This is a genomic window from Sulfidibacter corallicola (genome assembly GCF_017498545.1).
Lineage (GTDB): Bacteria > Acidobacteriota > Holophagae > Acanthopleuribacterales > Acanthopleuribacteraceae > Sulfidibacter > Sulfidibacter corallicola.
Map to the genome: position 1 here is coordinate 4,167,064 of NZ_CP071793.1, position 26,640 is coordinate 4,193,703.

Sequence of the window (26,640 nt, forward strand, 5' to 3'; positions counted from 1 at the left end):
GCTAAAGGACCGGTTATTTGGTCCAGACGTAAAGGTCGGACAGAGGTTGCATCCGAATAAAAAGGGCGGCCGGAAACCGAGCGGCGCGGGCATCGCCGGTGCCGAAGCCTCCCGAAAAATTGTCGATCCCATCGAAAGTGAGGCCGAGAAGGTCCTTTCCGTCAATGGCGATTGCGCGCTTCACGTCCCAGTTCGATCAGCCGCGAGAGGAATTCGGCCGGCTTGAGCCTGGTTTCGGGGGTGGTCAACGCCTGGGTGTAGATAATGGTCGCCGAGGTCAAGCCTGGCAACGTATTCACCTCGATTAAATACACTTTATCCGTGGGAGGCTGGTACATGATATCGATGCGGGCATAGCCTTCGATACCCAATCGGTTGGCGAAGGTGGCCACGCGCTCGCGAATTCGCCGCACCTGATCGACCGTCAATCCCGGAGGCGGCGTCAAATTGATACCGACTCCCTTGTTGAATTTTTCGTCGAGCGATAAAACGTCGGTTTGGGCCCGAGTCTCCGAAGGCATCAGGGCGATCTGATTTCCGGCCGGACCCAGAACGCCCACCGTCATTTCCACAAAGTGCCCCGGCGCATCGGGTCGACCCAGGTACTGCTCGACGATCAGTTGATCGAACATCGGCATCTGAAGGAAGACATCGTCTTCGGTGACGCCGGGATAGAGCAGTTTAAGGGGCATGCGATCGAGCGAGGAAAGGGCGAACAGGAGGTACAGGGGTATTTGCGCTCGCGGATCGCGACTCACGAGCACCCCGCTGGAGCACCCGTCGCTTTTGGGTTTCAGCACCAATCCGTGCGGTGAATCCAACCGATCGCGACACCGGTCGGCCCAGAGACTGCAGCAGTTGGCGAACGCCTGATATTCGGTCGAAGCGCACAGCGCGGCGATATCGCGATGGCGATCGAAGCCATCCACCAATTCCCGCATGCGACCGGGCGCCAAGCCTTCCGCCACCAGGTCCGCTTCCAGGGCCGCCACATCGAGGATGATCTGGCCAGGCGCCTCGAAACCGGGAATGGCCCATGCTCGACACCGAAGATTGGTTTCGTGTTTGTCCATGCAGATTCGGGAAACCCGCGAACCGCTGCCGTTGAAGGGCATGCCGCGCTCGGCGAACGCTGCCTGAAGCGTACCGTCTTCCCCAATGCCGCCGTGCAAAGCCAGGAACACGAAATCGAAATGGCGCTCGAAATCGGCCAAGGCCACTTGCCGCGGCAGGAAATTGATGGCGTCCACGGGATGACCCACCTCGCGGAAGGCGTCGCCCTTCAAGCGATTGCAGAGCTCGATCGTGGCGCGATAATGCTCGGGATTCCCGATCATGGCGTCGATTTCGTCGACGGTGTGTTGCAATGCGATGAAGGGCGCCACGATCCAGTATCGTTCCTCGCGATCCAAATAGACCGATGTCACGCGGTACCGCTGCAGGGCGGTCAACTTCTGGGTCACGTTGAACCAGCTCATCCGCGACACGTGACGCTCGGACGAACTGCCGCCGCCGATGACGGCGACGCGCATGCCTTCGCCCCCTTTCCGAGCGGATTCACCGACCAAACGGCGATCTTCCCGTCTGGCGGCGCGGTGCAGCATCAACTGAAACACATCACTGTGGCGAAGACCGAACAGGGAGGCTTGCTGAAAGAGAAAGGAGTCGAGACCGCATCCGGGAATGCCGTTGAGATCGGACCAGTAAATGCGGCCGTCTTCGGTGACGAAGCCGTCGAAACGAGCCCAATCGCGCAGCCCGAAATCGCGGAACAGGGAAAGCGCCTGTTCGCGCATGCGACCCAGCAAGGCTTCATCGTGGGTGAAGGGTGTTTCGTGAATGGCGCCGGCGCCCGGCATGTACTTTTTGTTGCGGGTGTAGAGCGCGGTCTCGTCGCCTGGCAGGCCTTCCTGAACGCGAATGCCGGTGGGCAGCAGCGGGAAGATGGCGCCGTCTACATCCTGCAGGACGATCAGGGAAAATTCACGACCCAAGATGCGTTGTTCGACGAGAACCTGATCGCTGTGAGTGAAGGCGCGGGCCAAGCCTTCGGCAAAAGCCTCGCGATCGACCAGGCTCACGCCGTCGGAAGATCCGCAGTTGTTGGGCTTGGTGATCAGGCGACCGCCGGCATCCAGCGGGATCCGACCAAAAATGTCCGCGGTGAGACCGGCCGGATCGGCGTCCCATTCGCCTTTCGACAGCAGCCGGTTGGGCACGACCGGAAACCCCAGCTCGGCCAACTTGGCCACCGTCGCGCGTTTGTCCAAGGTCAGCGCCAAGCCGTCGGGATCCGATCCCACGTAGGCGTGTCGTCCATGGTCCTCGAACAGGCGACTGAGCGCGCCGTCTTCGCCGAACTCACCGTGGACGATGGGACACAGAACGTCGGTTTCGCGCAACAGGCGATCGCGCGCTTCGGCGGTGTAGGCGGGAAGATCCAGGCCCTCGAAATCCTCGATGGTATTCGAATAGATCCATTGGCTTTCCAAGCGGTGAAACGTCAGATCGGGGCCGATGAATACCAGGCTGATGAGACGTTCGTCCATCGACTTGCGGATACTGTCAAAAAAGGTGCGGGCAGAATCCAGCGAAATGTTGCGCTCGTTGCTGGGGCCGCCAAAAAAAATGGCGACACGCGTCTGCTTGGGATCAAGTGGCTGCATGAAAGGTCCTTTTTCGATACTTCGCGAGTCGGGGTGGTGCCGGAGGCAGATCGACCCAGTCTATCACTCCTCGTTGACCAGATAAATTCTTTGGATCCGGTCGCTGAGACGGCATAAAACCTCGTAGGGAATGGTGCCCTCGAGTTCGGCCAGGTCCTCGACCCGAATGTGCTGGCCGCGCCAATCACCGAAGATCAGCACTGGTTCGCCCACTTCGATTTCGGGAAGGTCGGTCACGTCGATGGCGGTGAAATCCATGCAGATCGAACCGACGATCGGCGCTTTACGACCCCGAATCATGACGTAGCCCTGGTTCGAAAAAGCCCGCGACAGCCCGTCGTGATAGCCGATGGGCAGGAAGGCGATGCGGCTGTCGCGTTCGGTCGTGAAACGCTGGTTGTAGCTGATGGGATAGCCGGGCGGGTAGGTTTTCAGACTTCCGATCTTGCTTACCAGGGCGATGGGACAGGCGAGGTCGATATCGGCAGCGACGGAATTGGACGGATAGATCCCGTAGATTCCCAGTCCGATGCGGGTCATGTTGAAACGCGCCTCGGGGAAGCGGGCACTCGCGGCCGTTGCGGCGGCGTGCTTCAGGGGCGGATCGATACCCAGGGCGCCCAACTCGTCCAACGCCCGATGGAACAGGGCCAATTGGCGATGCGAGAAATCGTCGGCGGCGGGATCGTCGGCGGAGGAAAAGTGAGTCATGATGCCTTCGATCCGCAGGTGGGGCATTTCCAGAATCGCGGCGGCCAATGCTCCGATTTCGTGGGGAAACACGCCGAATCGTCCCATGCCGGTATCCACTTTCAGGTGGACCTTGACCTTCTTGTTCAGGCGGGCCGCCGCTTTTTCCAACGCCCGCGCCACGTCGAGATCGAACAGAACCGGTTGCAGCGAAAGCCTGACGACCTCCTCCACGTCGTCGATCATCACCAATTGAACCAGGATGTCGTTGCTGACGCCGCCCCGCCGCAACGCCAGCGCCTCCTTGGTGTAGGCCACCCCGAAAAAGTCCACGTGATTTTGAAGGAAGCGGGCGATATAGGTGGCATCGGTGCCGTAGGCGAAGGCTTTCAGCATGACCAACAGTTTGCCGTTCGGTGGCAACAGGTTGCGAAAGGTCAGGGCGTTGTCGCGAATTTTCGACAGGTTGATGTAGTACACGGTTTGCGTCAGCTTGCCCTTGAAGCGGGCGACGATCTGCTCCAACCGGGCTTCGCGAGGACCTTTCACCAAGATCAAATCGTTTTCTTCGGCGAAAGATTCGGTGAAATCGAGCAGTTCCCGCGTGTCATCGAACCGAAAGACTCGTCCACCAGGTCGGCTTTTTTCGAAAGCCTTCGCCGTCTCCCGGCCCAAATCGCTCAACATCAACAGGACATCGACACCCTTGCGGGCCAGTTCTTCTCCCACGATGCGGTGCTCGTAGGACGATCGCTCGCCCAGTTCCTTCATGCCACCGAAGACGAACACCTTGCGCTTCCCGGGATAGGTATCGAACAGTTCCAGACAGGAGCGGGTCGAAATCGGGTCGGCGCTGTAGGTGTCGTTGGCGAGAATGGCGCCCGAAGAGGATTTCCACATTTCCAAACGATTGAGCGGTGGGCCGAAGTGGGTGGCTGCACGGGCGATCTCAACGGGCGTCATGCCGAATAGCCAGGCGGCGCATACGCCCGCCAGCATGGTATTGAAGACCTCGCGCCAGGATACGTCGATCGCCAGGCGCAATTCGTGATAGCTGCCGTCCGGAAACCGGATCGACAGACCGCTTCGACCCTCTCCCAGAGAAACGGCGTCCACCAGGCGCGGCAATTCGGGGTTCTCGCCGAAACGGTGGATCGGGCACCGAATGTGGCTCAGCAGTTCCGGAGTCAGCAACGGCTCCTCGGGCAGGAGCAACCAACCGTTTTCGGGAAGATGGCGAAAGAGTTCGAGTTTCTCCGAGGCGATCTTGGTACGCGAACCGAATCCTTCGAAATGGGCCAGCCCGATATTGGTCAGAATGCCGTAGCGCGGGGCGATCATCGTCTCGAGGTGCTGCATCTCGCCGACCGCGGAAATGCCGGCCTCGATCAAGGCAAGATCGGCCCCAGGCCTCAATCCCAACAACGACAGAGCCACACCGACCTGACTGTTGAAACTTCCGGGGCTGGCCTGTACCAGAAAACGCTTGGTTAACAGACCCGCGAGAAAATCCTTGAGAATCGTTTTCCCATTGCTACCGGTGATCGCGACCGCATCCAATCCCAGCAGGGCTTTGTGGTGTTGGGCGAGCTTTTGCAATGCCCGTAGGGGGCTTTCCACGGCAATCGTGGGAAGTGGCGCCTCTTCGACCGAGGCAATGCGGTTTCGATCCACCACCGCGGCGACGGCACCCCGCCTGGCCGCTTCCGGCAAGAAGGTTTCACCGCGATAATTGGGACCACTCAAAGCCACGAACAGGGAGTGGTGCCGAAATGGGAGGCGCGTATCGGTCTCCACCTGCTCGATCGGTTGATCACCGCAACCACCGGAAAGGTGGCCGTCCAGCAACGCCGTGGTTTGCTGCAGCGTCAGATCGAGCATCGATTCGAACCACCTTTACATCGATTGGGCACAGGCGACGCCATCCGCCTTCCTTAAGTTACCGAGCGTCGCGGGCCCGGATTTCTGACAGTCCGAAATCTTTCGGATGCCGATCAACTTCAGGGTCCGTAGTAGATCGGCGATGAAGCCACCGTGGTTTCGGTGGTGACGGTTTCGGTTTCGAGCGTCACCGTGTTCCAGCGACCGCATGAATCGCAACGGCCTTGATAGGACTCGTAGCGAGAACCACAGTGGGTGCAAATGAAATCGGCACCGGAAAATCCCAACTCGCGCGCGAGCGATTTGAAGGCATCCAACGCCTCGTCGTGATGGGCGCGACGAGCCTTGATGTCACCGAGGATGAAGAGATAACCCGGGAGATGCCCCAATCGACCACGCAGACCTTCCAACAATTCCAGACTTTCGTCCAGCATCTGGAGCTTGTAGTAGAGTTTGGCCAATTGAAACCGAACGGTCTGTCCCCCGTGTTTGACGAGCAACTGCCGGTAGACCTGAATCGCGTCTTCGGGGTATCCCTGTTCCAGATAGTAGCGTTCCAATCGCTCCAGAAACGCGGGGTTCTCGGTCTTGGCGAATCCCTTTTCGTAAATGGCGAAGGCCTTTTCTTCGGCCTCGGTTTCGAGTAGGAAATCGCCCAGGCTCAGATAGGCCGGCACGAACAGGGGATCGTCCTTGAGAAGCTGTTGGTATTGATCGATGATCTTGCGAGGCGCACGAGAGGTCTCGGATTGACGAATCAAGCCGTAGCGGAAGGCGGTGGGATTGACACCCGGCCGCGGATCGATGCCGACCTTGCTCATGCGATCCAGGGTATCCAGGCAATCCTGCCAGGCCTGCTGGCTCTCGTAATAACCCAGCAGCAGGTGATAGGCGCGACCCGCCTCCTTGGCATGGGCACTGGTAATGGCCTGCAAGGTATCGACGGGACTCCGGTCGACGGACAAATAGGCTTCGGCCAACAGGTAACCCGCACGCAAATCGCCGGTCTCGAAAAAGGGGCGCTTCAGGAGGGTGATCGCCTCGTCACCGCGTTCGAGTGCGAGCATCGCCTGACCACGCAGCACGAGCGCCTCGAGATGATCGTGAGGTTCGAGCAGGGCCAAAGCCTTTTCGGGCATGTGGTGGGTCAGGAGTTCGGCGGCCTGCCGAATCGCTTTTTCGTCCTCGCCATGGGCCTGTCGCTCCTGCTCCAACCGACGTGCATGCTTCAAAAGCTGCATGTACTTGTAGGTGAAATAGGTGGAGGGAACCGCCGCCGCGGCGACGAGAGCGATGAAGATCCCTTTCAGGAGCGGGATCGGAAAGCTCCAGAGTTGAAAGTGGCTTTGGAAGACGGTTTGATTGTGCGGGTCCAAGAGAAACACGGAAAACACGAACAAAAATAAGAGGAGGCTTCCCCAAGTAAGGACGGTCTTCAGCTTCATCCGCTAACCTTCATGGTGGTATGGATGCCCACTTTGTATGCAAAGGGCCCGGTAAACCTGTTCCAACAGCATCACGCGCGCAAGGGCATGAGGCAACGTCATTTGGCTAAAAGATAGCACAAAATCAGCGCGTTGTCGCAGGCTGTCGGTGACCCCCATGGCCCCGCCGATACAGAACACGACGCGCCGCACGGCCTGGTTTTGGCGCTGGGTCAGAAAGTCGGCGAAACCGGGCGAGGACAGTTGTTTTCCGCGCTCGTCACACAAAACCAGATAATCGCCAGGCTGGAGCTCTGCCGCGATTCGCTCGCTTTCGCGTTGGCGTATCTCGGCATCGCTCAGCGATGCGGTTTGGATCGGCTTGAGCACTTTTTCGTCGAAACGGGTGGTGGCCGCGATCCGTTTGGCGTAGCGCGCGCAGAGATCGGCCTCGGGCTCGCGCCTGGCGGCCTTTCCCACCCAAATCAACTGTAACCGCATCAGCGCTCGGCAACCTGCTGTCCGACGGCCAGCTCTCGATCCAGATCCGGGGCCTCGATTTGCTTCCAGATCTCCTCGAGGTTGTAAAACTCGCGCTTTTCGGCGCTGAAAATATGGACCACGACGTCGCCGAAATCGATCAGGGTCCATTCACCCTTGCTCATGCCCTCGACATCGGTGGGGCGGTGACCGGCCTTCTTGCAACGAAGGGTGATTTCCTCGGCGATCGATTGGATATGGGTCGTCGAGGTACCCGTCATGATGACGAAATAATCGGTGAAACTGCACTTCTCGGTGATGTGAAGCGTCTTGAGATCGACGGCCTTGAACTCCTCGGCGATCGAAATGACGAACTGTAATAACTCTTCTGTATGCAAATGGAACTCCTCAAAGATTTCGGCTTGGAAGCCTCGATACAGTTTTCCGCCGGATGAGGGGCGGGAGGGAGAAACGGTACAGGGTTGGTGTAACAGAACATGGGGCCAAACCGCCGCAAATGCCAGTGCGGTAGATCGCCTTTTCGAATCCTAAAACCGCGAACGGGTCCCGCAACACGCCCCTTCGGGAGGGCCGATCCATCGGCAAAGCGGTCACCACCTCGGAAATCGAGTCAGAAATCCAACTCGTCCAAGGGATCGATCTCTTCATGGTCGGGCGCCGAGGTTTGGGCCTCCTCTTCGCAGGCCGATTCCCCCACCTTTTCGGGAGCGGGACCTTCCTCATCCGATACCGCGGGCATCTCCGCCGCTCTCGCCGCCTTGGCTTCCTTGACGCGATCGTTCAACTCGTAGACCATGGCCTGAATGCCTTCACCGGTCACGGAGCTGAGGGTCGCCCAATGGATCCCAGCCTGACGTAACGTCTCGGTCAGGCGTGCGATCGCCTCCTGCCGCTCGTGCGGTACGTCAGCCTTGGTGAAGGCGACCAGGTGCGGCTTCCGGCTCAACTTGGTGCTGAACGAGTTCAGCTCGTTGCGAAGCACGCGATAACAGACGTCGGGCTCGCGCTCGGGATCGGCGGGATCGATCATCACCAGCAAAATACTGGTGCGCTCGATGTGCTTCAGAAAGCGCAAACCCAGGCCGGCTCCCTCGTGGGCCCCTTCGATGATGCCCGGTATGTCCGCCACGACGAAGTTCTCGACGGGTGTCGCCCTGACGACCCCCAGATTGGGCTTCAGGGTGGTGAAGGGATAGTCGGCCACTTTGGGTTTTGCCGCGGAGATGCGGCTGATGAAGGTGGACTTGCCCGCGTTGGGAAAACCGACGAGGCCCACGTCCGCCAAGACCTTGAGCTCCAACCGTAGCCAAAGGGTTTCGCCTTCCTCGCCCGGTTGCGCGAACTTGGGCGCCTGATGGGTGCTGGAGACGAAGTGGCGGTTCCCTTTGCCGCCACGTCCACCCTTGGCCACGATGACCGAGCTGTCCGCCAGGGTCAAATCTCCCAGAATGGTGCCGCTTTCGCGATCGCGTACGATGGTCCCGGCTGGAACTTCCAGGATCAGGTTCTCGCCGGTGGCACCGGTCATGTTGTCGCCGCGCCCGTTCCTGCCGTGCCCGGCCTTGTACTTGCGCCGGTTGCGCAAAGGCAACAGCGTGTTGAATTCTGGCCGCACCTTGACGATGACACTGCCGCCGTTACCGCCGTCTCCCCCGTCGGGGCCGCCGAACTCCACATATTTCTCGCGTCGAAAGCTGAGCGCGCCGTTACCGCCGTTGCCGGCTTCCACGTGAATTTCCAACTCGTCTATGAACATAGGGGTCGTCTCAATCTCTTGTCGAAAACCCGCAAACCGCGGGAGTACTGGCTCACGGTGGGGATGAGGCAGCACCCCCGCACCGAGCCGGCAGTCCATGTTGAAACCCGTTCGGGTCGACGATCCTTCGCGATCGCTTCCCCCGGGAGACCGCTTCCGCGAAAAAATCGAATACGGGGTCTCCAAAACGAAAGAAGCCGCGGCTGGACTGCCTGGCCGCGGCTTTCTTCTCGGTAATTTGTCGGATTGTTCCGGCTGGGATTACTCGGGATGAATTTCCACGAATTTACCCATCCGTCCGCGATCACGGAACGAGACCTTGCCGTCAATTACCGCGAACAAGGTGTCGTCACCACCGCGACGAACGCCCGTACCGGGTTTGAATCGCGTACCGCGTTGGCGAACAATGATGGAGCCGGCAGAAACCAGCTGACCGCCGTAGCGTTTGACACCCAAGCGCTTGGATTCACTGTCACGTCCGTTTCTGGAACTACCGACGCCTTTCTTGTGAGCCATGGCTGATAACCTCTAATTCGTTTTTCCGGAAAATTGTCTTGAACACTAGCTACAGATTGCAGGTGCAATCTGGAAAACAAAGAACCTTGCGATTAGTTTTCCGGAATCGAGTCGATGCGAATCGCAAAATAGTTCTGACGATGGCCGCGGGTGCGGCGGTAAGTCGTGGTTTTCTTTTTCTTGAAGACGGTCACTTTGTCGCCGCGCTCCGCTCTCAGGACGGTGGCTTTGACTTTCGTGCTCAATTCGGGGGTGCCGACAGACATGTCGGTGCCGTTGCTGGCCGCGAGGGCGGTCAACTCGACGGTGTCCCCTTCGGAAATGCCGGGGATGATTTCGATGCGAAGTTCATCACCTTCCGAAACGGTGTACTGCTTGCCACCGGTTTTGATAACTGCATATGGCTGCATGGATGGAATCCTCCCATTAGAGACAGGGCTCAAACGGCCGAAGCCGCAGTCTACCCAACAACAAAAGGGATGTCAACGGCGAAAACGCCCGCCCCAGTTTTTTTTGATCGGCATTGCCGGGGCCCCTTCAATTGGTCCGCGACAGCTCGTATCCGCGGCGATACTCCAGATAACAGTCGTCACACGACTTGTGCGTCGCCATGATACTCCGCCAGGTCTGCCCGTTCGACGTATTCGGCGATGTGTAGTTGATCAGGAAACGGGTTCGCGTCTGGCGCATGGCTTGGGTAAGATCGTTTTGGAACTGGGTATTGCCGAGGAACAGGTGTCCCCCACTGTCGCGCACCAAATCACTCATGAACTGCCGCTGTTCGGCCAACAGCGGCGGCAGCTCCTTGCCCGAAGCCTTGAAACTGACCATGAAGATCGGGATTCGGTAGTTCTTGACCTTGGTGGCCAATTCCTCCTCGGTGGTACCGCTCATCAGATCGTGACCGTCACTGAACAGAAAAAGGACCCGCGAACCACTCACTTCACTCAATTGATCCAAAGCCGCGGACAATCCGTCGTACAGCGCCGTGGACCCGATCGGCGTGACGCGACTGAGCTTTTTCAACAGGAAATCTTGGTCGTCGGTATAGTCCGACAACTCTTGATAGGTGTTGGAGAAGTAACTCACTTTCGCCTTGTCGCCCTTCTTCAATTGCTTGATGAGATGACGGCTGGCGGCCTTGGTCTGGAAAATGTGTTCCGCATTGCTGGTACTGAGATCCAGCAGGAGGTGTACGGTCAATTCGGTTTGAACCTGGGTCAACTTTCTTATCTCGGCCTCGATCCCGTTTTCTTTGATGACGAGATCGCCTCGCTCCAACTCGGTGACGGGCCGTCCGAAACGCGTCACCTTCAAGGGAAGATCCACCAGGACCACCCGTTCCTCGTAGTCCACCTTGAACTCGGGTTCGACCAGGACGACGTCTTCGCCGGGCTCCTGAAATAAAGTGTGTAACAACAAAAACAATAGCATGACAGTTGCAAACTCCCAAATTTAGGGTAGTGAGAGACGACGATTCCCTGGCGAGAAAACACCGCGATCATCGAGCGAGAACACCATGCGCCCCAACGCATCCGCGGCTACCGAGGCGATCCTCGCCAAAGGTAATTCGAAGGGCGACGTGACCCATCGGTTCCTGCCGATACCCGCACCGGGAACGTCCATTCGGATGGATCCGGCGACACTGGGAAACTTAACGTCGCTGCGCGAGCGAAGCACGCCCCAGCCAAGCACTGGCTCAGCGGCCCCGATAGGAAGGCTTGCGCTTTTCCTTGAAGGCCCGCAGTCCTTCCAACCGGTCTTCGGTGGGAATGACGCCCGCATAACACAGTTGTTCGATCTGAAGGCCCTGATCCAGGCTGGTCTGAAGGCCCTGGTTGATGGCCCGTTTGGCCTGCTCCAGCGCGATCGGTCCGTTGGCCGCGATGACATCGGCGATCGCCTTGACGCGATCGTCCAATTCCTCCGCGGTGAAGACGTCGTTGACCAGACCCAACGTGACGGCTTCCTCGGCAGAAACGGGCTGAGCCTTGAAAATCAATTCTTTCGCCTTCGCCGGACCGATAACCCGCGGCAACAACTGGGTCCCCCCGGCTCCGGGAATGATGGCCAACCGGGTCTCGGTGAGGCCGAGCTTGATCCCGGACTTGGCATAACGCAGATCACAGGCCAGAGCCAATTCCAATCCGCCACCCAGAGCGGAACCCGCCATACAGGCGATGGTAATTTTGGGATGATTGAAGAGCAGATGAAAGGTGGTTCGCAGCTCCGTAACGAAGACGTTCACTTCGTCTTCGTTCATCTCGGCCCGCTCCTTGAGATCCGCGCCGGCGCAAAAGGCACGACCCCCCGAACCGCGCAGCACGAGAATCCGCGTCTGTTTGTCGAACCGGGCGGCTTCCAGTTCCTCGCGCAAAGCACGCACCAAATCGCGACCGAGCGCATTCATGCGATCGGGCCGATTCAACGTGATTTCGCGAACAAAACCATCTTGGGAAACCAACAAATCGCGATCGGCCAACCTATCCCTCCTCGATGCGCGGTGGACGGACGAGCCGCGCGTGGATTACCCCATCTCAATTAGAGCACAAGTCGCGAGGGCGCGACAGCAAGGGCAAAGGGGACAAGGACTCTTTTGTGAGCCTTGTCGCAGAGGAGAGAGATGGGGGGGACGGCGAAGCCGCGAAAGGGAAAGAGAAAGAGGAAGTAAAGGAAAGGCAAAAAATATCCTTTCAGCACGAATAAGATATCAGTAAGATATCAAAAAGGCATCTTGTGTGACCCGAACGATCATTCCTCCGCTCTACCGCGATCGTTCCGGTCCTCTGTGATGGACATCCTTTCCCGTTCCCCCTGCGATTCCACATCTCTGGTTCTTTTCTTCCTGTATCCATACCGAGACATGCGGGGGAACCGCTCGTTCCCCGAAACTTTGGTTTCCATCCATGCACGGTGCCTTCTCGCCATGGAGGAAGGATACATATGAAGATGAAGATCAGATCCGTCTTTGCACTCAGTTGGTTTCTCGCTTCGGGATTCCTCTGCTCACCGCTTCTCGCACAACAAACCGGCACCATCCACGGAACCATCACCGATCGCGATGGGCTGCCGCTACCCGGCGTCGTCGTCACCCTGGTATCGCCCTCGCTCCAGGGAACGCGCAACGCGGTCTCCTCGGAGACCGGTCAATTCCTGGTACGCCTCCTGCCACCGGGACACTACAGGCTCACCGCCTCGTTGCCGGGCTTGACCACCAAGAAACTCGAGACCCGGGTCGCGGTGGCCTCCACCAATCGGGTTCGCATTCAAATGGAGCCCGAAGGCACCGTCGAGGTCTTGACGGTGACCGCCGATCGCGTCGCCGAACTGGACTCGACCCAGGTCGCCACCAACTTCGACGATGACTTTCTCGAGAAACTGCCGCGCAATCGCAGCAATCTCGAGGGCGTGGCCAAACTCGCCCCCGGCGTCAATAGCGGGGCCTTCGGCGGCGTCTCCATCAACGGAGCCGTGGCCACGGAAAACCTGTTTCTGCTCAACGGCACGCTCATCAACAGCGACAACATCCGCGGCCGGGCGGACGACCTGTTCATCGAAGACGATATCGAAGAAACCCAGATCATTTCGGGCAACGCTTCGGCCGAGTTCGGTTTCTTCTCCGGCGGTGTCGTCAACACGATCACCAAATCCGGTAGCAACGAATTCCACGGTACCTTCCGTACCGAAGTCACCAACAACAGTTGGACCGCGCGCAACCCCATTCAGTTGCGCAACGATTTCGACCCGACGGATACGGTCAACAAGGAATACACGCTGGTCTTCAACGGACCCATCATCAAGGATCGCCTGTGGTTCGCCTTTTCCGGGCGCAATTTCGACACGGATTCGACCTTTTCCCTGTACCAACCCTCGCCCATGAGCGACGAAGCCGCGATCTCCCTGGGCTTGGAACCGGGCCAGACGGCACCCCAAGCCGAAGACTACAACTACATTCGCGAACGCGATCGTTTCCAATTGAAACTCACGGGCACCCTGGCTCCGGGGCATACCCTGATCGCTTCCTACCTCAAAGATGAAGACACCGTTTTCAACCGAGCGGTCTTCTCCTCGATCTCGCGATCGGCGCTCAGCGAGCGCGACGCCTGGCCAACGGAAATGTGGACCCTGAACTACCGCGGGATCATCACCCCGGAATTCACCATCGACGCCAACTTCGGCGATCGCTCCCTGACCAACGAATCGGGGATCATCACCGATGATCGCGTTCTGGGCACCACCGTCGTCCACCGCGACCAGGGCTGGACTCAGTCCAACGCGCCCTTCGGCAATGGCGAGGTCATCAACGAGCGCGCCAGTCGGAACTGGAACGTCAAGTTCTCCTACTTCCTCAACGGCGGCTTCGGCACGCACGACATGACCTTCGGCGTTCAGGAAGTCACCGACATGCGCAACGAAGACAACCACCAGTCGGCCACCGGTTGGTCGCTGTATCCCCGCTGGACCCGCTTCGAGGACAACGAGGTCATCGGCATCTACACCGGCACCGGCACCTCCGGTGGCTCGGCCTGGCTGGTCTACTGGCCCGTGGTCAATCCTTCCAAGGGCAGCGACTTCAACACCCGCGCCGTGTATTTCAACGACGTGTGGACCATCAATCCCCATTGGTACATGAATCTGGGTCTCCGCTACGACCGCAACGACACCAGCGCGGAGGACGGACAAGAACTGTCGAAAACCGACAACATCAGCCCGCGCTTCACGCTCAACTACGATGTCCACGGCGACGGAGTCCATCAATTCAGCGCCGGTTACAACAAATACACCGGCAAGATCAACGATGCGGCCCAATCGGGCTCCACCGCGGGTTCGCCGGCGGCGTTCTACTGGCGCTACGACGGGCCCCAGACCGAAAGCATCGCGGACGTCTTCGCGTGGATCGACGCCAACTTCCCGGGTGGGCTCGCCGGAGTCGAGTCCCTTAACCGCGACTCTCTCCAGAACGAGTACCTTTTCTACCAAAACTACTCGCCCGACACCTCCTACGAGGCACTTGCGGTGGTCCCTCAAGAAGGCGGCCTCGACGCGACGAGCGTGACGGAAATCTCGCTGGGCTACAAACACAAACTGGGCAATCGCGGCTACCTGAAGGCCGATCTGATTCGCCGCGATTACGACGACTTCCTGGTTGAATTCATCGATCGCGGAACGGGCCAGACCAGCTTCGGGGTGGATCGTTCCATCCTGTCCAACGACTCCGACCACTACGACCGCGACTACCTGGGGATTTCACTGGCAGGCCAGTACAGTTGGGCCAATCAGATCACGCTCGGCGGCAACTACACCTGGAGCGAAGCCGAAGGCAACATCAACGGTGAGACCTCCGGTGCCGGCGGCATCGCAACCTCGCGCACGACCGCCTATCCCGAGTTCAACCACCCGCGACTCAATCCGACTCGACGCCTTCCCGAATCCTCCGAACACGATTTGAACCTCTGGGCCTCCTACGATCTCAACACCGGGTTCGGAGACTTCAACTTCACCCTGCTGCACACCTGGACCACCGGATTGCCCTACGGCATCGGCATCGACCTGGATATCGAAAGCGATCCCACCGCCTTCGGATTCCCCAGCTACGACGACGTGTCCTATTACAATTCGCCGCCGACCAGTGTCTGGTACTGGGCGACCGCCCCGGACGCCTTCAAGTGGGAGGACACCCACGCCACCGATATCGCGGTGAACTACGCTTTGAAGCTACGCTCCCGGCTCGAGTTCTTCCTGCAAATGGAAGTATTGAACGTCATGAACAACGACGCTCAAATCGATGGCAACAGCAGCGCCTATGCAGATGGGTTCGAGGCGTTCGACGTGTTCTCGGATACGCCCCAGGAAGGGGTTCACTACCAAACCGCCACCAACTTCGGCGAAGCCCAGTACAGCAGCGACTACCAATATCCGCGAACCTTCCGATTCGATATCGGGATCAAGTTCTAAACGCCGATTCGAGAACCTGAATCGCGAAACCAACGGGGCGAGTCGCTCACGCGAGCGACTCGCCTTTTCTTTTCGGTTCCTGACCGCGGAAGAAAAGGTCCACATGGTGTACGGATAGGACGATTTTTCCGATCGCCCAACGAGTTTCCCACCGGATCAGGAGTAGCGCTGAACCATTTCGCGGGTGATGGTCAGAACCTTCTTGGCGCCCTGATCCTTGACGAGGTAATTGGTGTGAGGGTCGAACTCGATGCCGCGCATGACGCGTTTGAACACCATGCGCAGTGCGCGAGCGCCCAGGCGATGGTTGTCGTAGGCGGTCTCCGCGATTTCACGCACGCCCTCCTTGGATACCTGCAACTCGATACCCAAACTGCGGAAGTACCGACGCGCCTCTCGAAACAAAGAATTGTGCGGCTCGATAAAGATGCGCATGAGGCCTTTGATCGTCAGGTCGTTGAGAACGATGACCTCGTCGAAACGTCCCAGGAATTGAGGGGTCATGCCGTAATCGAACATATCCTCGTAGCGCACGTAATCGTGCAGACTGAAATGTTCCTTTTGCTCCATGTCCTCCTGAGTTTCGGCCACGACGTATTCCTGGATGAGCTTGTCTTTGGTCTCTCCGCTGGCCACCCGCCGATACACCATGTCGTAGAGCCCCTCGAAGGCGCCACCACAGATGAAGAGAATGCGCCCGGTATCGATGTGGACCTTGTGCTGGACCAGGGTGCCGTCGGCATTTTTCACGGTCAGGGGCCGGCTGATGCCCTCCCCTTCGATGAGGGTCAAAAGTGCTTCCTGAGCCAGGATCCCGCGAGGGTTGGCCTTGTCGCCGACGTAAGCCCGAATCTTATCCACCTCGTCCAAAAAAACGACCGAATGCTCCATCAATTGCCTGAACCGTTCAGGATCCGGATGATCGCCCATGATTTTCAACGCGTTTTGGTGAAGACGCTCCACGATCACACTGCTTTCCGTTTCCGTGGATTCGTCATTCGAGACGATGTTCGCGTTGAGGCGAATGGTGTTGAGAAAGCTGCCCAACCCGATGTTGCTCTCGAACATTCGTTCGATGGCCCGCATGATGGTCGTTTTCCCCGTGCCACTGTTCCCGATGAGCATGATGTTGCCGACTTTGATGTCGCTGAGATGCTTGTACAGGGCAACGGAAATCTGCTCGAGGGCAACGCGCTGATCGACGACATCCGCTTCGAGCCGTTGGAAGATCTCTTTTGGGGCTTGAATCTCTGACATCACATTCTCCCATGGGTCGATGAAGTAGGGTCGTATTCGATAGTTTCCGCCAAACCGGGGAATAAAACACTTCGAGCCGCTGACGGTCAGTGACCCATATATTAAATGGTATTTCTCGATGCGTTACTTCAGGGATCGATAGACACTGGGCACCTTCTCGCGGAGCTCCCTGAGGGAGAGCACCACGTCTTCGCCGCCCACCTGCAGGTAAATGCCCGTCAAATCACCGTAACGATTGAAAACCGGGGCTCCCAGGTTCGATGAATCAACGCCCTCGTTGAGGGTCCAAAAGGTGATTCCCTTGTCGTTTTTGACGGTGTTGCGAATGCGCAGGGCCTCCAGGGCGACATCGCCGCCGCGCTCCTCCGAAACCGCAATCCAAACCGGTTCACCGAGATCCAGATTGCGATCGAACTCCCGGGAAAATGCCGGATCCCCGACGGAGTTGGCCTGGAGAAGGGTCAGGTGAATGCCTTCGACCTGCTGGATGAGCTGCGCATCTTCGCTCCCCCCGGAATTCAACTCGACCTCGGGAGCGATATAGCGGAACTCCTGAACGTAACGACCTTCGGTAGTGACATTCTGCTTTTCCGTCTGAAACGCGCCGGTGAGGAAATCGGAAACCACGAAGAATCGGCCTTCCGATCCAATCAGGGTCCCCTTTTGGTAGGCATCCCGGACCTTGACGCTGAGCACGGCTTGTCGGGCAACCGCGAGTACCTGGTCTTCGGTCGCATCGGCGCGTTCCACCGTGTTGACCGATTCGTTCTTCCAGGCTTCGGTCAGACGCCGTTGCTCTTCCGTGGTCCGAAAGGCGCTGAGTAACGCTTCGGCTTCCTCGGAGATGTTCTCGGAATTGGTGCCCCCATCGGCGAGTTCCCCGTTCTTTCGATTCAGATCGACCATCACCGGGGTGATTTGGGGCCGCTCCCAAATCATATCGACCCAGTGGCTTCCAAAAGCCAGGCTCAAAATGAAAACGAGCAGGCCCACGAAGGGCAGGGACCACCAGAGCTGCCGCACCGTTTCCGAATCGGTCTGATCGACACTGACGTTGATCCCGTTGCGCCGCAACAGGTTGGAGATACGACTCCAATTCCCCGCCTGCTGGGAGGTGATGCGAAAACCCCTCCCTTCGGCCAGGATTTGAAGCTGAAGGGGAAAGCGACAATCGGGACACGAAGTCGCATCCGGTCCCACATCGGCCCCACACTCAGGGCAAAACCGCATCCTCAACCCCCTCGATGGCGGTCGTTTTTTCGACCTGCTGGTTCCAAAGCTGGTTGCGATGATAGCAAAGCGTCAGATAGGAAAGCGTCAAGAAAAAAATAAAGATGAACAACATCACCGGGCGAAAGAAGACGCGCTGATCCAGGCTGGGCAAAGGCGGAGCCACCGTTTTCCGTGCGACAGGGGCGACCGATCCGGACACCTCTCGCTCCTGTTCGGCCTGGAACAGTGCCTCCTTCATGGGTGAGCGCTCTGAAGGTTTGTACGCATCCGCCCCATCACTTTCCGCGACGGATTCCCGAACCGCGTCGGGCTGGACGATGGGCATCGGTTTCGTGTCCCATTCGTCATCGGATTTGGCGGGCTCTTCATCGACGATCATTCGCTCCGAATCATCGCGATCACCGGTTGCTCGATGCGCGATCCGCAAATCCCCGGTCCGAAGGGATTCGCGCGAGTCGGGTTCCGCCGTCTTGCCGTCGACCGGATCGTCGTCGTCCGAATCGTAGAGACTGTCCTCGTCGACGAAATAGACCCCACTGCGATCGCCCGGCTGTTGATCTGTCGCGTGATCGGCCGGTTGTCGATTTGCGGTGTGATCGGCCTCGGACACGACGGCATCGGTCAGGGACTGTTCCGATTCGTCGGTTTTAACGGCGCCGTTCGAAACCACGTGTTGATGGGGTTCGATACTGGCGATCCAATCGTAAGGCCGCAGCAGGGCCCCCTCCGGATCGGTTCGCCAAAACTGGTCCGGCAGCCAAATGTGACCTCCGTGGGTCAAAAACTCGGGAGACACATCGTGTCCCACGGCACGCAGGAGAGCGATGACGAACTGGGCCTCTTCCGATTTCGAGGGCTTGCGCTTGGGAACGACCCGCCAAAAAAAATGTTCGCCGCAGGCGGGACAGGCATCGACAGGATCGAATATCGCGGATCCACAACCTTTGCAGTCAAAAGAACTTATCATGATTGCTTCCTCGTGATACCCATGGTACCCCTTTTTTGTTGGCCTTTCCACCGACCAAGCCGCCAAAAAGCCACCTAGGATCAATGATATGGGATAGGATGATGTTCGATTCACGCATTCAAGGTGTTTGTGAGCGATCGCAAAGCACCCCGTGATTCGGGCCATCCCGTATCGGTGCGCAGTTGTCCCCTCTCATGGCAGGGCCGATCATCCCAACGCCCCATCCCCATCTCCGTGGAGAGACCATTCCCGTGAAATCGCTACCGGAACAAATCACCGACTTCGAAACCAGATACATTCCTCTGTTAAAACAATGGACCCTGTCGATTCTTCCCCAAGACCTGGAGCGTGTGGCCACGACTCTGGAGGACATTCGCAAGAGTTCCGAAGCGATTACGGCCCAATTCACGCCCGATCAGGCCACCCTCTACCGGCAACGATGGCAACCCCTCCTGAAGCAAGCGCTCACCTTGACCGAGCCGATCATGACGCAGTTGAGAAGGGTCTTGCAGGAGAGTCAAGTTTCCAAGACCTTACTGCAACGCGGCCAAATGGGATTGCGAGGCTACCGCCGCAATCTACCGCGTCACGAAGGGAATTTCGATTCCGAAGCCTGAGCATAAGCCCCTGAATTCCAACCTTCTTTATCTTTTCTGCGACATCGCTCATGTTTTTCGACAAAGCAGTCGTTAAGTGAAATGCCGGTCAAGGATGGCCGACATACAAGCCACGAAGGATTGTGGCTTTACATATCAGGGAGGATATCATGGCTTCTATTTTGAACAATGTTTCTGCGCTTTCAGCACAGAGAAATCTGGCGAATTCCCAATCGGGTCTGAACAGCACGATCAACCGGCTGTCTACGGGTTTGCGCATCAACCAAGCATCGGACGATGCAGCGGGCCTCCAGATTTCCAACAACTTGCGAGCTGACATTCGCATCCTGGCACAAGCAGAGCGCAACGCAAACGACGCAATCGGGCGGTTGCGCGTCATAGACGCGACGTCCGAGGAAGCGACGAACCTGTTAACCCGTGCTGCCGAACTGGCAGAACAAGCGGCTTCCGGCACCACGAGTTCCGCCGGTCGTGCCGCACTGAACGCAGAATTCACCGAAATCAAGAGCGCCCTGGACGCCCTGGATTCCGACACCCGTTTCGACGGTACTTCGGTCTTCGGCACCGCCTTCACGGCGCGCGTCGGTGAACTCTCCACCCAAACCGTCACCCTCAGCAGTATCGATGTTGATTCGGCGAACTTGGGTCTGGCTACGACGTCAAACCTCTTGACCTCGGCAGCGGCCAGTACGGCACTCGCCTCCATCACCACCGCCATCGAAACAGTGTCCGCAGATCGCGGTACGGTTGGTGCCAAGTCCCAACGTCTGAATACCATCATCAACAGCCTCGGCATCTCTCGTGAAAACATCACTGCTGCAGAAAGTCAGATCCGTGACGCTGATGTAGCCTCGGAAGTGGTCAACCTCACGAAGTTCCAAATCTTGAGTCAGTCCGGTGTGTCTGCTTTGGCACAGGCTAACCAGTCTGCTCAGTCCGTCTTGTCACTGCTCGGCTAAGCCGTTTAGTTAAAGACAGTCTGAGAAAGGGAGGTGATGACTTTGTTAACCGGAGCAACTGGTACGCTGGACCAAATTCAAGTGCCTGGCGCCAACACCGCTCGGAAGCCGGGTTCATCACCTTCCTCCTTGACGTCATCCAACCTCAACCCCGAAGGAGGTGGCTCCTTTAAGGAGGAAGGCATCGCACCCACGGCTTCTCAGCCTGGTGAGGTTACTGCCATTCAAGACACGACCGACAACCAAGCCCCCTCAACGACCATCCAAGAAGAGCCCCAACAACTCGCCGCCAATGCGGAACTCATCGAGTCCCTGCAGGAAGAACTTCGCACGAAGGATTTGGAACGGCGCCAGGAAATCTCGCAAGATATTTCCAATCAACTCAACCGCAATATCAAACTCAAATTCAGTGTGGATGAAGAGACCGGCACCAACGTCTTTCAGGTGATCGACCGCGAGACCGGTGATATCATCAAACGCTATCCGCCCGAAGAGTTCCTCAATTTCGTCAAAAATTTCAAGGCAGTGTCCGGAATACTTTTCAGCGAACAGGTCTAGGACCGGTTCGTACCGTGAATTAAAAGGTGTGACATGGCTGGGACAATCGCATTTCAAGGCTTGGCAACCGGATTGGACTATGAAGCGCTGAAAGACGCGCTTCTGGTTCGGCATGAAAATCGTGTGGCACGGATCAGCCAGTCCATTTCCGATCAAGACAGAACCAAAGCCGGACTGTCCGATCTCAAGCGCACCTTGGACGCATTCGGAAGTATCGCATCTGATTTGGAAAGCAAGGTATTCGAAAAACGCAAGACCGAATCATCCGATACGAGTGTCTTTACGGCTACCTCCACCAACAGCGAAGCGGCCACCGGCAATTACGAGATCTTTGTCAACCAGTTGGCTTCCAACAGTGTGGCAACTTTCGGTAGCAAGGTCGGTTCCCTGACCGAGGTCATCGGTGCCGGAACCTTGAACGTGGAACTGTCCGGAGGCGAAACCTTTTCGGTAAACCTCACGGATGCAAATTCCACGATTACGGACCTACGTCAAGCAATCAACGATCAACACGGTGACAAGCTTAACGCCAACATCGTCGAGGTTGAGTCCGGTCAATTCCAACTTGTCGTATCCACCATTGAAACGGGCTCAGCCTCGAATATCGTGGTGGGCGCGGGACAGTCCGAAATTTCGGGATTCAACGCATCCTTCCTGACCGACGGCGTCTCCCAGACACGCGCCGGTCTCGATGCCATCATCGAAGTCGACGGTCTCCAGAACATCACGCGGTCCAGCAACACCATCAGCGATGTGATCGAAGGCATCACGCTCACCCTGAAAAACGAATCGGAAGTGGGCTCTCGCCAAACCTTGTCGGTCGAGACCGATTTCGACGAAATGATTTCGGGGCTGAACGAATTCGTATCGGGTTACAACGACTTGCTGAGCCAGGTCGATCGATTGACCGATTCGGAGGAGAATGGTGTCCTGGCCGGAGATTCGAGCACCTTGGCCCTTGCACGAGAGGTCCGCAGCCTCATCACCCGCGCCGTACCCAATATCGACCAAATCAACGTACGGGACGACGGATCGACCGGCTTTACCGCCCTCTCCCAGATCGGTTTCAAGAGCGACCGCACTACCGGTGAGTTGAGTATCGACAGCGATACGCTCAAAGAAGCCCTCACCGATCATTTCGACGAAGTGAAGAATCTTTTTCTCGGCGCGACCACTTCCTCGAACAACAATGTGTCCGTCAGTTCCAACCTGACCGACCCGCCGTTTTCGGGTTCCATTACGCTCGATTCCCAAAACGACACCGCCACCATCGACGGTCAGGTCTACAACCTGGAACGCAGCGGAAGCATTTTGAGCTTCGCCTCCGGCAGTTCCTTCAGCGGCTTGACCTTTGTCGCCGGAGCCAGTGCCACCAACATCAGTATCGAAGTTGCGGCCGGACTCGGAAGTCTCGTCGAAAGCATCGCCGACCAATACGCTGGATTCAGCGGCATCATCGACGACCGGAGCGCTTCAATCGACGAACGAACCCGGCAACTGAACCGCGACCTGGACGCCGCGAGAAACCGCGTCGAAGACGAACGGTCTCGCCTCGATTTCATCTTCGCCAGAGCGGAGCAGGCGGTCAGCCAATTACAAGGTCTCCAGTCCAGTTTGGGCACCCAGGCCAATCTGAATTTCGGTTAGGAACAGGCGCCAATTGCCGGCCTCGATTCGGCCCTGAAAGGGCCACAGTATTTTTGAGATTTCCTTTTTTGGGGCCGAGCTTTCTGTTGTATACTTGCCGGAATGGTTGTGGTATCCCCATCGGAACGCTTGCACCCAAACCTCAATTTCCACAGCACGGCGGGTTCCTCTTTCGTTTTTTCGAACTTCTGCTCATCACACCGAGAAGTCTTGAGGTTTCCAGGGTTTTGGGATAAAAGATACGCATCCAAATTCTTTGTTTTGTTTCACGGTGAATGAATATTAACAGGCTAGTCTCCATCCATGTCGGCATTGGTCAGGCCATGTTGTCAGGTCGCCCTCTCATAGCGGTTCGTTCGTTTGAAGAGGATCGACTCGAGGACATTTTCACTCGCATCGCTGACCATCTTCAGAAACAACTTTGGGTCTGGCAGACCAACAGAGGTTTGATTTCACCGCAGGGAAATGTGCCGAACACCCAAACTGCCGATCAAGCTTTGGGGCACCTATTACAGCTCTCGGAGCCGCCACTGGTTTGGATGAAGGACATCGACCAGTGTTTCTCGGCTTCGGTGATTCGCGGCCTACGCGATATCTACTATCGCTGGCAGGGAACCGGCAGCGCTCTTTTCCTGAGTTCTCCCAACCTCATCGTTCGTCCTGAACTGGAACGGGAGATGGCGCTCATCAACCTCTCGATGCCCAATCAAGCGGAAATTCTCGACATCCTCGCGGCTTGGCAAGAAGACCATCCGGAAGCCAAAAAGCTTCCCGCGAAGTTGATTGCCGCGACCCTCAAAGGCCTCACGAGATCCGAGATCCGCCACGCTCTCACGCGCATGGCTCATCACCCGGATGAAGAAAACCCGATTCGCCAATTGCAGGAAGAGAAACGTTACCTAATCGCCAAATCGGGAACCCTGGAATACATTCCCAAAGTGCCGGAACTGCACGAATTGGGCGGCCTTGAAAACCTCAAAGATTGGCTCAAGAAACGTCGAGAACTTCTTCTCATGGGGGAAGAGGCCAAGGAAATCACCCCCAAGGGTATTCTCTTGATGGGGGTTTCCGGATGCGGTAAATCCCTGTGTATCAAGGCCATTTCTTCAGCTTGGCAATTGCCGCTCTATCGCATGGAAATGGTCAAGATTTTCTCCGGAGCACATGGCAGTCCGGAACAAGCATTTGCCGACGCCTGTCGCTTGATGGAAGAAATGGCTCCCGCAATTCTGTGGATCGATGAAATCGAGATGGGCCTCTCCGCTGGCGGAAGCACGGCGGTCGATCCGGTCATGTCGCGTATATTCGCCTTTTTCCTGACGTGGATGCAGGAAAAGCCATCGGGCTTGTTTGTCGCGGCCACCGCCAACAGGATCGATCTGCTCCCGGCCGAAATGATTCGCAAAGGTCGTTTCGACCAGGTCTTCTTCGTCGACCTGCCTGGTGTGGGAGAACGACGACACATTTTTGACATTCACCTCAAAAAACGGGGTTACGACTCCGACCGCTTCAATCTGGACGTCTTCGCGGACGGTACCGAGGGTTGGAACGGCGCTGAAATCGAACAATGCGTCATTGCCGCCATAACGAGTGCGGCAATGGAACAACGAGATCTTGAACTCAAAGACATGTACGCCGCGCGGAAACAAATTGTGCCCATTTCCACGACTATGGAAGAGCAAGTTCGCCATATCCGAAATTGGGCCTACGAACGCGCGGTAAAAGCCTCAGCAGATGAGTGAAAAATTTAGGACAAGGGTTCATCGATGAATACATATCGAAAAAAGAATTATCGCGGAAAACGGAGCTACAGTGGTCGGCCACACAGACGACCGGTCGACAACTACCACCAGCCTCTTCCGCCAGATGCCGAGTCAATTCCCTACGCGCGTCACACGTTGACGAAGCCGGACGTGGAAGCCGTCGTGGAAGCGCTTCTCTCCGGAACGCTGACACAAGGCAAGGAGTTGGAGCGCTTCGAGGCACTCCTCTCCAAGTTGACGCACAGCGATCACGCCATCGCCTTGAACTCGGGGACCGCGGCAGTCCACGCCGCCTTGGCATGTCTCAAACTCGAACCGGAAGACGAAGTCATCACCTCCACGATGAATTTCTCCAGCATTACCAACATGGTTCGCCTGGTTGGTGCGAAGCCGGTTCTGGTGGACTGCGATCCCAACACCCTGACGATGAACGTGGAAGCGGCGAAAGCGGCCATCACGGATCACACCAAGGCGATCTTCACCAACAACTTCGGTGGGCACCCTTCGGATCTTCAAGCGCTGCGGGAAATATGTGACGAACACAACCTGGTGCTCATCGAAGATGCCTGTCACGGTCTTGGCGGGAAATACCGCGGCCATTACGTAGGCAATCAGGCGGACATCACCTGCTTTTCGTTTCATCCCTCAAAGGCGATCACGACGTGCGAGGGTGGCGCCATCACCACCAACAACCGCGCAATCGCGGATTGGATTCGCCTGTTTCGCCAGCAGGGCATTCAAAAGGACCGCCGTTTCTTCACTTCAAACGAACAGTACCCTGGTTTCTACCAGGAACTCCAGTTCCTCGGCATGAACTACCGCATGAGCGAAGTGCACGCAGCCCTGGGACGAAGTCAATTGACCCGGTTGGATCGCCACATCGAACGACGGCGCTCGATCGCCCAGGTCTACTACCAGAAGTTGGGCACCATCGAGGAATTGAAGCTGCCGTTCGTGGCGGATTGGGCAGACAACGCATTCCACCTGTTTCCAATTCAATTCGTCGGCGTTCTCGAAAACAGCCGAAACGATTTCTACAACGAACTTCAAAGCAACAACATCAATTGCCAGGTTCACTACGTTCCCGTGCACCGGATGCCCCTGTATGCGGGAAGCCTCGGTTCACCCACCGATTTCCCGAATGCGGAAACCTATTTTTCACGCTGCCTGAGCATGCCCCTGTTCCCCGACCTCTCCTATAAAGAGATCGAACGGATCACCGATCTGCTGATCAAGCAAATCAACGGCAAGCTCCAGGACATGAAGGTCCGGGTCCCCGGCGAGAGCGAGGACATCGAACCCGTCGAGAATCTACCCGTGGCCGCCGAGGATGGATCGGACGATCAGTCCTCCGCCAGCGACATCGATATGGAAGATAGCTTCGAGGGCATGTCCGACGACGAGGCCGAAGATTCCCTGTTCCAGGAGACGTTTGACGACGAGGACGAGGACTTCGACCAGGGGGACGAAATGGAGGACAGCTTGACCGGAGAGGACGAAGGTCTCGACGGTGAAGAAGGCGAGGATGTGGCCGGTTTGGATTCGAGCGGAACCGACACGGCCGCCCAAGGTTCTCCAGAAGTCGCCGAGGCCCCCGTGGGATCTCCCAAGGAAGCGCCCGTAACTCCGGAAAGCACTCTTGATCGGGTGGAACCGACGGAAGAGGCTCAACCCGAACCGACGAAAACGGACAACAAAAACGAGAGTTTCTCCCAGAAAGCTGTGGAGGAAACCAAGGCGAACCGTGATGCGGTCGCGGGAGCCCAGAAAGCGGAAGAGAAATCCGAAGGCGATTCTTCGGACGATTCGGAATCGGCACCGCCGGCAAAGAAAAGCCGGAGCGCCGGCCGATTGCGCAAAGTCCCCAAGAAATCGGACGAGGAAGAAGGTGAAGAAGCACCTCCTCCGAAGCCGAAGCGGGCAACACGTAGTCGCACGCGAAAAGCGCCCGCCAAGGATGCGGAAAAGGGCTCGGAAGCCTCCGAATCGGAAGGCAAGCCAGTAGCCAAGAAGACGCGCAGCACACGAGCTCGCAAGCCGGCCAAACCCAAGGAATCGTCCTCCGGCGATGCTGCCAAGGCAGAGAAGCCCAGCCGCAAGTCAAAAAAGGAAGATTCTTCCGAATCCTGATCAATCGGAAGGCCGGGACCCTCCCGGCCTTTTTCATTTCTGGGTCTTGATGGTCAATCTTTCACCAATGAAGCGGCTGCAGTCACGCGTCAGGTGGCGAATGTGTAAACCCATGCAGCG

The 26,640-nt window shown here is 57.4% G+C and carries 19 protein-coding genes and 1 pseudogene; 7 read left to right on the forward strand and 13 right to left on the reverse strand.

Translation table 11 applies throughout. The annotated features are described in order from the left end of the window. Positions 1 to 161 precede the first annotated feature (161 nt). The 10 genes and pseudogenes from J3U87_RS12400 to J3U87_RS12445 all read right to left on the reverse strand — a co-directional run bounded on the left by J3U87_RS12400 (position 162) and on the right by J3U87_RS12445 (position 11,916). Positions 162 to 2,666 (reverse strand): D-alanine--D-alanine ligase family protein, encoded by a 2,505-nt coding sequence (locus J3U87_RS12400; RefSeq protein ID WP_237383355.1) that lies wholly within the window; start codon positions 2,664 to 2,666, stop codon positions 162 to 164. Between the two features lie 63 nt (positions 2,667 to 2,729). After that, the gene (alr, locus tag J3U87_RS12405; RefSeq protein WP_237383356.1) at positions 2,730 to 5,237 is read right to left on the reverse strand and encodes an alanine racemase; all 2,508 of its coding nucleotides are present in this window, start codon (positions 5,235 to 5,237) and stop codon (positions 2,730 to 2,732) included. Positions 5,238 to 5,356: 119 nt separating this feature from the next. Next, a complete protein-coding gene (locus tag J3U87_RS12410) occupies positions 5,357 to 6,622 on the reverse strand; it encodes a hypothetical protein (RefSeq protein WP_237383357.1) in 1,266 nt (421 codons plus the stop codon). 63 nt (positions 6,623 to 6,685) lie between these two features. Next, on the reverse strand, positions 6,686 to 7,162 hold the full coding sequence (locus J3U87_RS12415; protein WP_237383358.1) for a 23S rRNA (pseudouridine(1915)-N(3))-methyltransferase RlmH: 477 nt from the start codon (positions 7,160 to 7,162) through the stop codon (positions 6,686 to 6,688). Beyond that, a complete protein-coding gene (gene rsfS / locus J3U87_RS12420; protein WP_237383359.1) occupies positions 7,162 to 7,539 on the reverse strand; it encodes a ribosome silencing factor in 378 nt (125 codons plus the stop codon). The genes J3U87_RS12415 and rsfS overlap by 1 nt, the downstream gene beginning before the upstream one ends. Before the next feature lie 362 nt (positions 7,540 to 7,901). Further along, a pseudogene (obgE, locus tag J3U87_RS12425) lies at positions 7,902 to 8,918 on the reverse strand (GTPase ObgE); the annotation flags it as partial. A 261-nt stretch (positions 8,919 to 9,179) separates the two neighbouring features. Further along, positions 9,180 to 9,434: a 50S ribosomal protein L27 gene (gene rpmA, locus J3U87_RS12430; protein ID WP_237383361.1), complete on the reverse strand. Its 255-nt coding sequence runs from the start codon at positions 9,432 to 9,434 to the stop codon at positions 9,180 to 9,182. A 92-nt stretch (positions 9,435 to 9,526) separates the two neighbouring features. Beyond that, positions 9,527 to 9,844 (reverse strand): 50S ribosomal protein L21, encoded by a 318-nt coding sequence (gene rplU, locus J3U87_RS12435; RefSeq protein ID WP_237383362.1) that lies wholly within the window; start codon positions 9,842 to 9,844, stop codon positions 9,527 to 9,529. Between the two features lie 127 nt (positions 9,845 to 9,971). Next, the gene (locus J3U87_RS12440; protein WP_237383363.1) at positions 9,972 to 10,868 is read right to left on the reverse strand and encodes a VWA domain-containing protein; all 897 of its coding nucleotides are present in this window, start codon (positions 10,866 to 10,868) and stop codon (positions 9,972 to 9,974) included. Between the two features lie 265 nt (positions 10,869 to 11,133). Beyond that, on the reverse strand, positions 11,134 to 11,916 hold the full coding sequence (locus J3U87_RS12445) for an enoyl-CoA hydratase-related protein (RefSeq protein WP_237383364.1): 783 nt from the start codon (positions 11,914 to 11,916) through the stop codon (positions 11,134 to 11,136). A 467-nt stretch (positions 11,917 to 12,383) separates the two neighbouring features. Between J3U87_RS12445 and J3U87_RS12450 the strand changes: the two genes are divergently transcribed. After that, positions 12,384 to 15,389, forward strand: a complete 3,006-nt coding sequence (locus J3U87_RS12450; RefSeq protein WP_237383365.1) for a TonB-dependent receptor — start codon at positions 12,384 to 12,386, stop codon at positions 15,387 to 15,389. Positions 15,390 to 15,545: 156 nt separating this feature from the next. Here J3U87_RS12450 and J3U87_RS12455 read toward each other — a convergent pair whose 3' ends face one another. The 3 genes from J3U87_RS12455 to J3U87_RS12465 all read right to left on the reverse strand — a co-directional run bounded on the left by J3U87_RS12455 (position 15,546) and on the right by J3U87_RS12465 (position 18,846). Further along, positions 15,546 to 16,646, reverse strand: a complete 1,101-nt coding sequence (locus J3U87_RS12455) for an AAA family ATPase (RefSeq protein ID WP_237383366.1) — start codon at positions 16,644 to 16,646, stop codon at positions 15,546 to 15,548. Positions 16,647 to 16,769: 123 nt separating this feature from the next. Next, positions 16,770 to 17,876 (reverse strand): zinc ribbon domain-containing protein, encoded by a 1,107-nt coding sequence (locus J3U87_RS12460; RefSeq protein WP_237383367.1) that lies wholly within the window; start codon positions 17,874 to 17,876, stop codon positions 16,770 to 16,772. Further along, a complete protein-coding gene (locus J3U87_RS12465) occupies positions 17,860 to 18,846 on the reverse strand; it encodes a hypothetical protein (protein WP_237383368.1) in 987 nt (328 codons plus the stop codon). Before J3U87_RS12465 ends, J3U87_RS12460 begins: the two co-directional genes overlap by 17 nt. A 251-nt stretch (positions 18,847 to 19,097) precedes the next feature. Between J3U87_RS12465 and J3U87_RS12470 the strand changes: the two genes are divergently transcribed. The 6 genes from J3U87_RS12470 to J3U87_RS12495 all read left to right on the forward strand — a co-directional run bounded on the left by J3U87_RS12470 (position 19,098) and on the right by J3U87_RS12495 (position 26,520). Beyond that, positions 19,098 to 19,463 carry a hypothetical protein gene (locus J3U87_RS12470; RefSeq protein ID WP_237383369.1) on the forward strand — a complete coding sequence of 122 codons (366 nt, stop codon included), beginning with the start codon at positions 19,098 to 19,100 and terminating at the stop codon, positions 19,461 to 19,463. A gap of 149 nt (positions 19,464 to 19,612) precedes the next feature. After that, entirely contained in the window at positions 19,613 to 20,422 is an 810-nt protein-coding gene (locus J3U87_RS12475; protein WP_237383370.1) for a flagellin, read from the forward strand. Positions 20,423 to 20,458: 36 nt separating this feature from the next. Continuing rightward, the gene (locus tag J3U87_RS12480) at positions 20,459 to 20,980 is read left to right on the forward strand and encodes a flagellar protein FlaG (protein WP_237383371.1); all 522 of its coding nucleotides are present in this window, start codon (positions 20,459 to 20,461) and stop codon (positions 20,978 to 20,980) included. Between the two features lie 33 nt (positions 20,981 to 21,013). After that, positions 21,014 to 22,627: a flagellar filament capping protein FliD gene (gene fliD / locus J3U87_RS12485; protein WP_237383372.1), complete on the forward strand. Its 1,614-nt coding sequence runs from the start codon at positions 21,014 to 21,016 to the stop codon at positions 22,625 to 22,627. A 275-nt stretch (positions 22,628 to 22,902) separates the two neighbouring features. Further along, positions 22,903 to 24,369, forward strand: coding sequence for an AAA family ATPase (locus tag J3U87_RS12490; RefSeq protein WP_237383373.1), 1,467 nt, complete (start codon positions 22,903 to 22,905; stop codon positions 24,367 to 24,369). A 171-nt stretch (positions 24,370 to 24,540) separates the two neighbouring features. Then, positions 24,541 to 26,520, forward strand: coding sequence for a DegT/DnrJ/EryC1/StrS family aminotransferase (locus tag J3U87_RS12495; RefSeq protein WP_237383374.1), 1,980 nt, complete (start codon positions 24,541 to 24,543; stop codon positions 26,518 to 26,520). Positions 26,521 to 26,640: the final 120 nt, after the last annotated feature.

Coding starts and splice junctions, on each gene's coding strand:
- J3U87_RS12400 (WP_237383355.1), bottom strand. CDS start 2,666: ATGCAGCCACTTGATCCCAAGCAGACGCGTGTCGCCATTTTTTTTGGC.
- alr (WP_237383356.1), bottom strand. CDS start 5,237: ATGCTCGATCTGACGCTGCAGCAAACCACGGCGTTGCTGGACGGCCAC.
- J3U87_RS12415 (WP_237383358.1), bottom strand. CDS start 7,162: ATGCGGTTACAGTTGATTTGGGTGGGAAAGGCCGCCAGGCGCGAGCCC.
- rpmA (WP_237383361.1), bottom strand. CDS start 9,434: ATGGCTCACAAGAAAGGCGTCGGTAGTTCCAGAAACGGACGTGACAGT.
- rplU (WP_237383362.1), bottom strand. CDS start 9,844: ATGCAGCCATATGCAGTTATCAAAACCGGTGGCAAGCAGTACACCGTT.
- J3U87_RS12440 (WP_237383363.1), bottom strand. CDS start 10,868: ATGCTATTGTTTTTGTTGTTACACACTTTATTTCAGGAGCCCGGCGAA.
- J3U87_RS12450 (WP_237383365.1), top strand. CDS start 12,384: ATGAAGATCAGATCCGTCTTTGCACTCAGTTGGTTTCTCGCTTCGGGA.
- J3U87_RS12455 (WP_237383366.1), bottom strand. CDS start 16,646: ATGTCAGAGATTCAAGCCCCAAAAGAGATCTTCCAACGGCTCGAAGCG.
- J3U87_RS12460 (WP_237383367.1), bottom strand. CDS start 17,876: ATGCGGTTTTGCCCTGAGTGTGGGGCCGATGTGGGACCGGATGCGACT.
- J3U87_RS12465 (WP_237383368.1), bottom strand. CDS start 18,846: ATGATAAGTTCTTTTGACTGCAAAGGTTGTGGATCCGCGATATTCGAT.
- J3U87_RS12475 (WP_237383370.1), top strand. CDS start 19,613: ATGGCTTCTATTTTGAACAATGTTTCTGCGCTTTCAGCACAGAGAAAT.
- J3U87_RS12480 (WP_237383371.1), top strand. CDS start 20,459: ATGACTTTGTTAACCGGAGCAACTGGTACGCTGGACCAAATTCAAGTG.
- fliD (WP_237383372.1), top strand. CDS start 21,014: ATGGCTGGGACAATCGCATTTCAAGGCTTGGCAACCGGATTGGACTAT.
- J3U87_RS12490 (WP_237383373.1), top strand. CDS start 22,903: ATGAATATTAACAGGCTAGTCTCCATCCATGTCGGCATTGGTCAGGCC.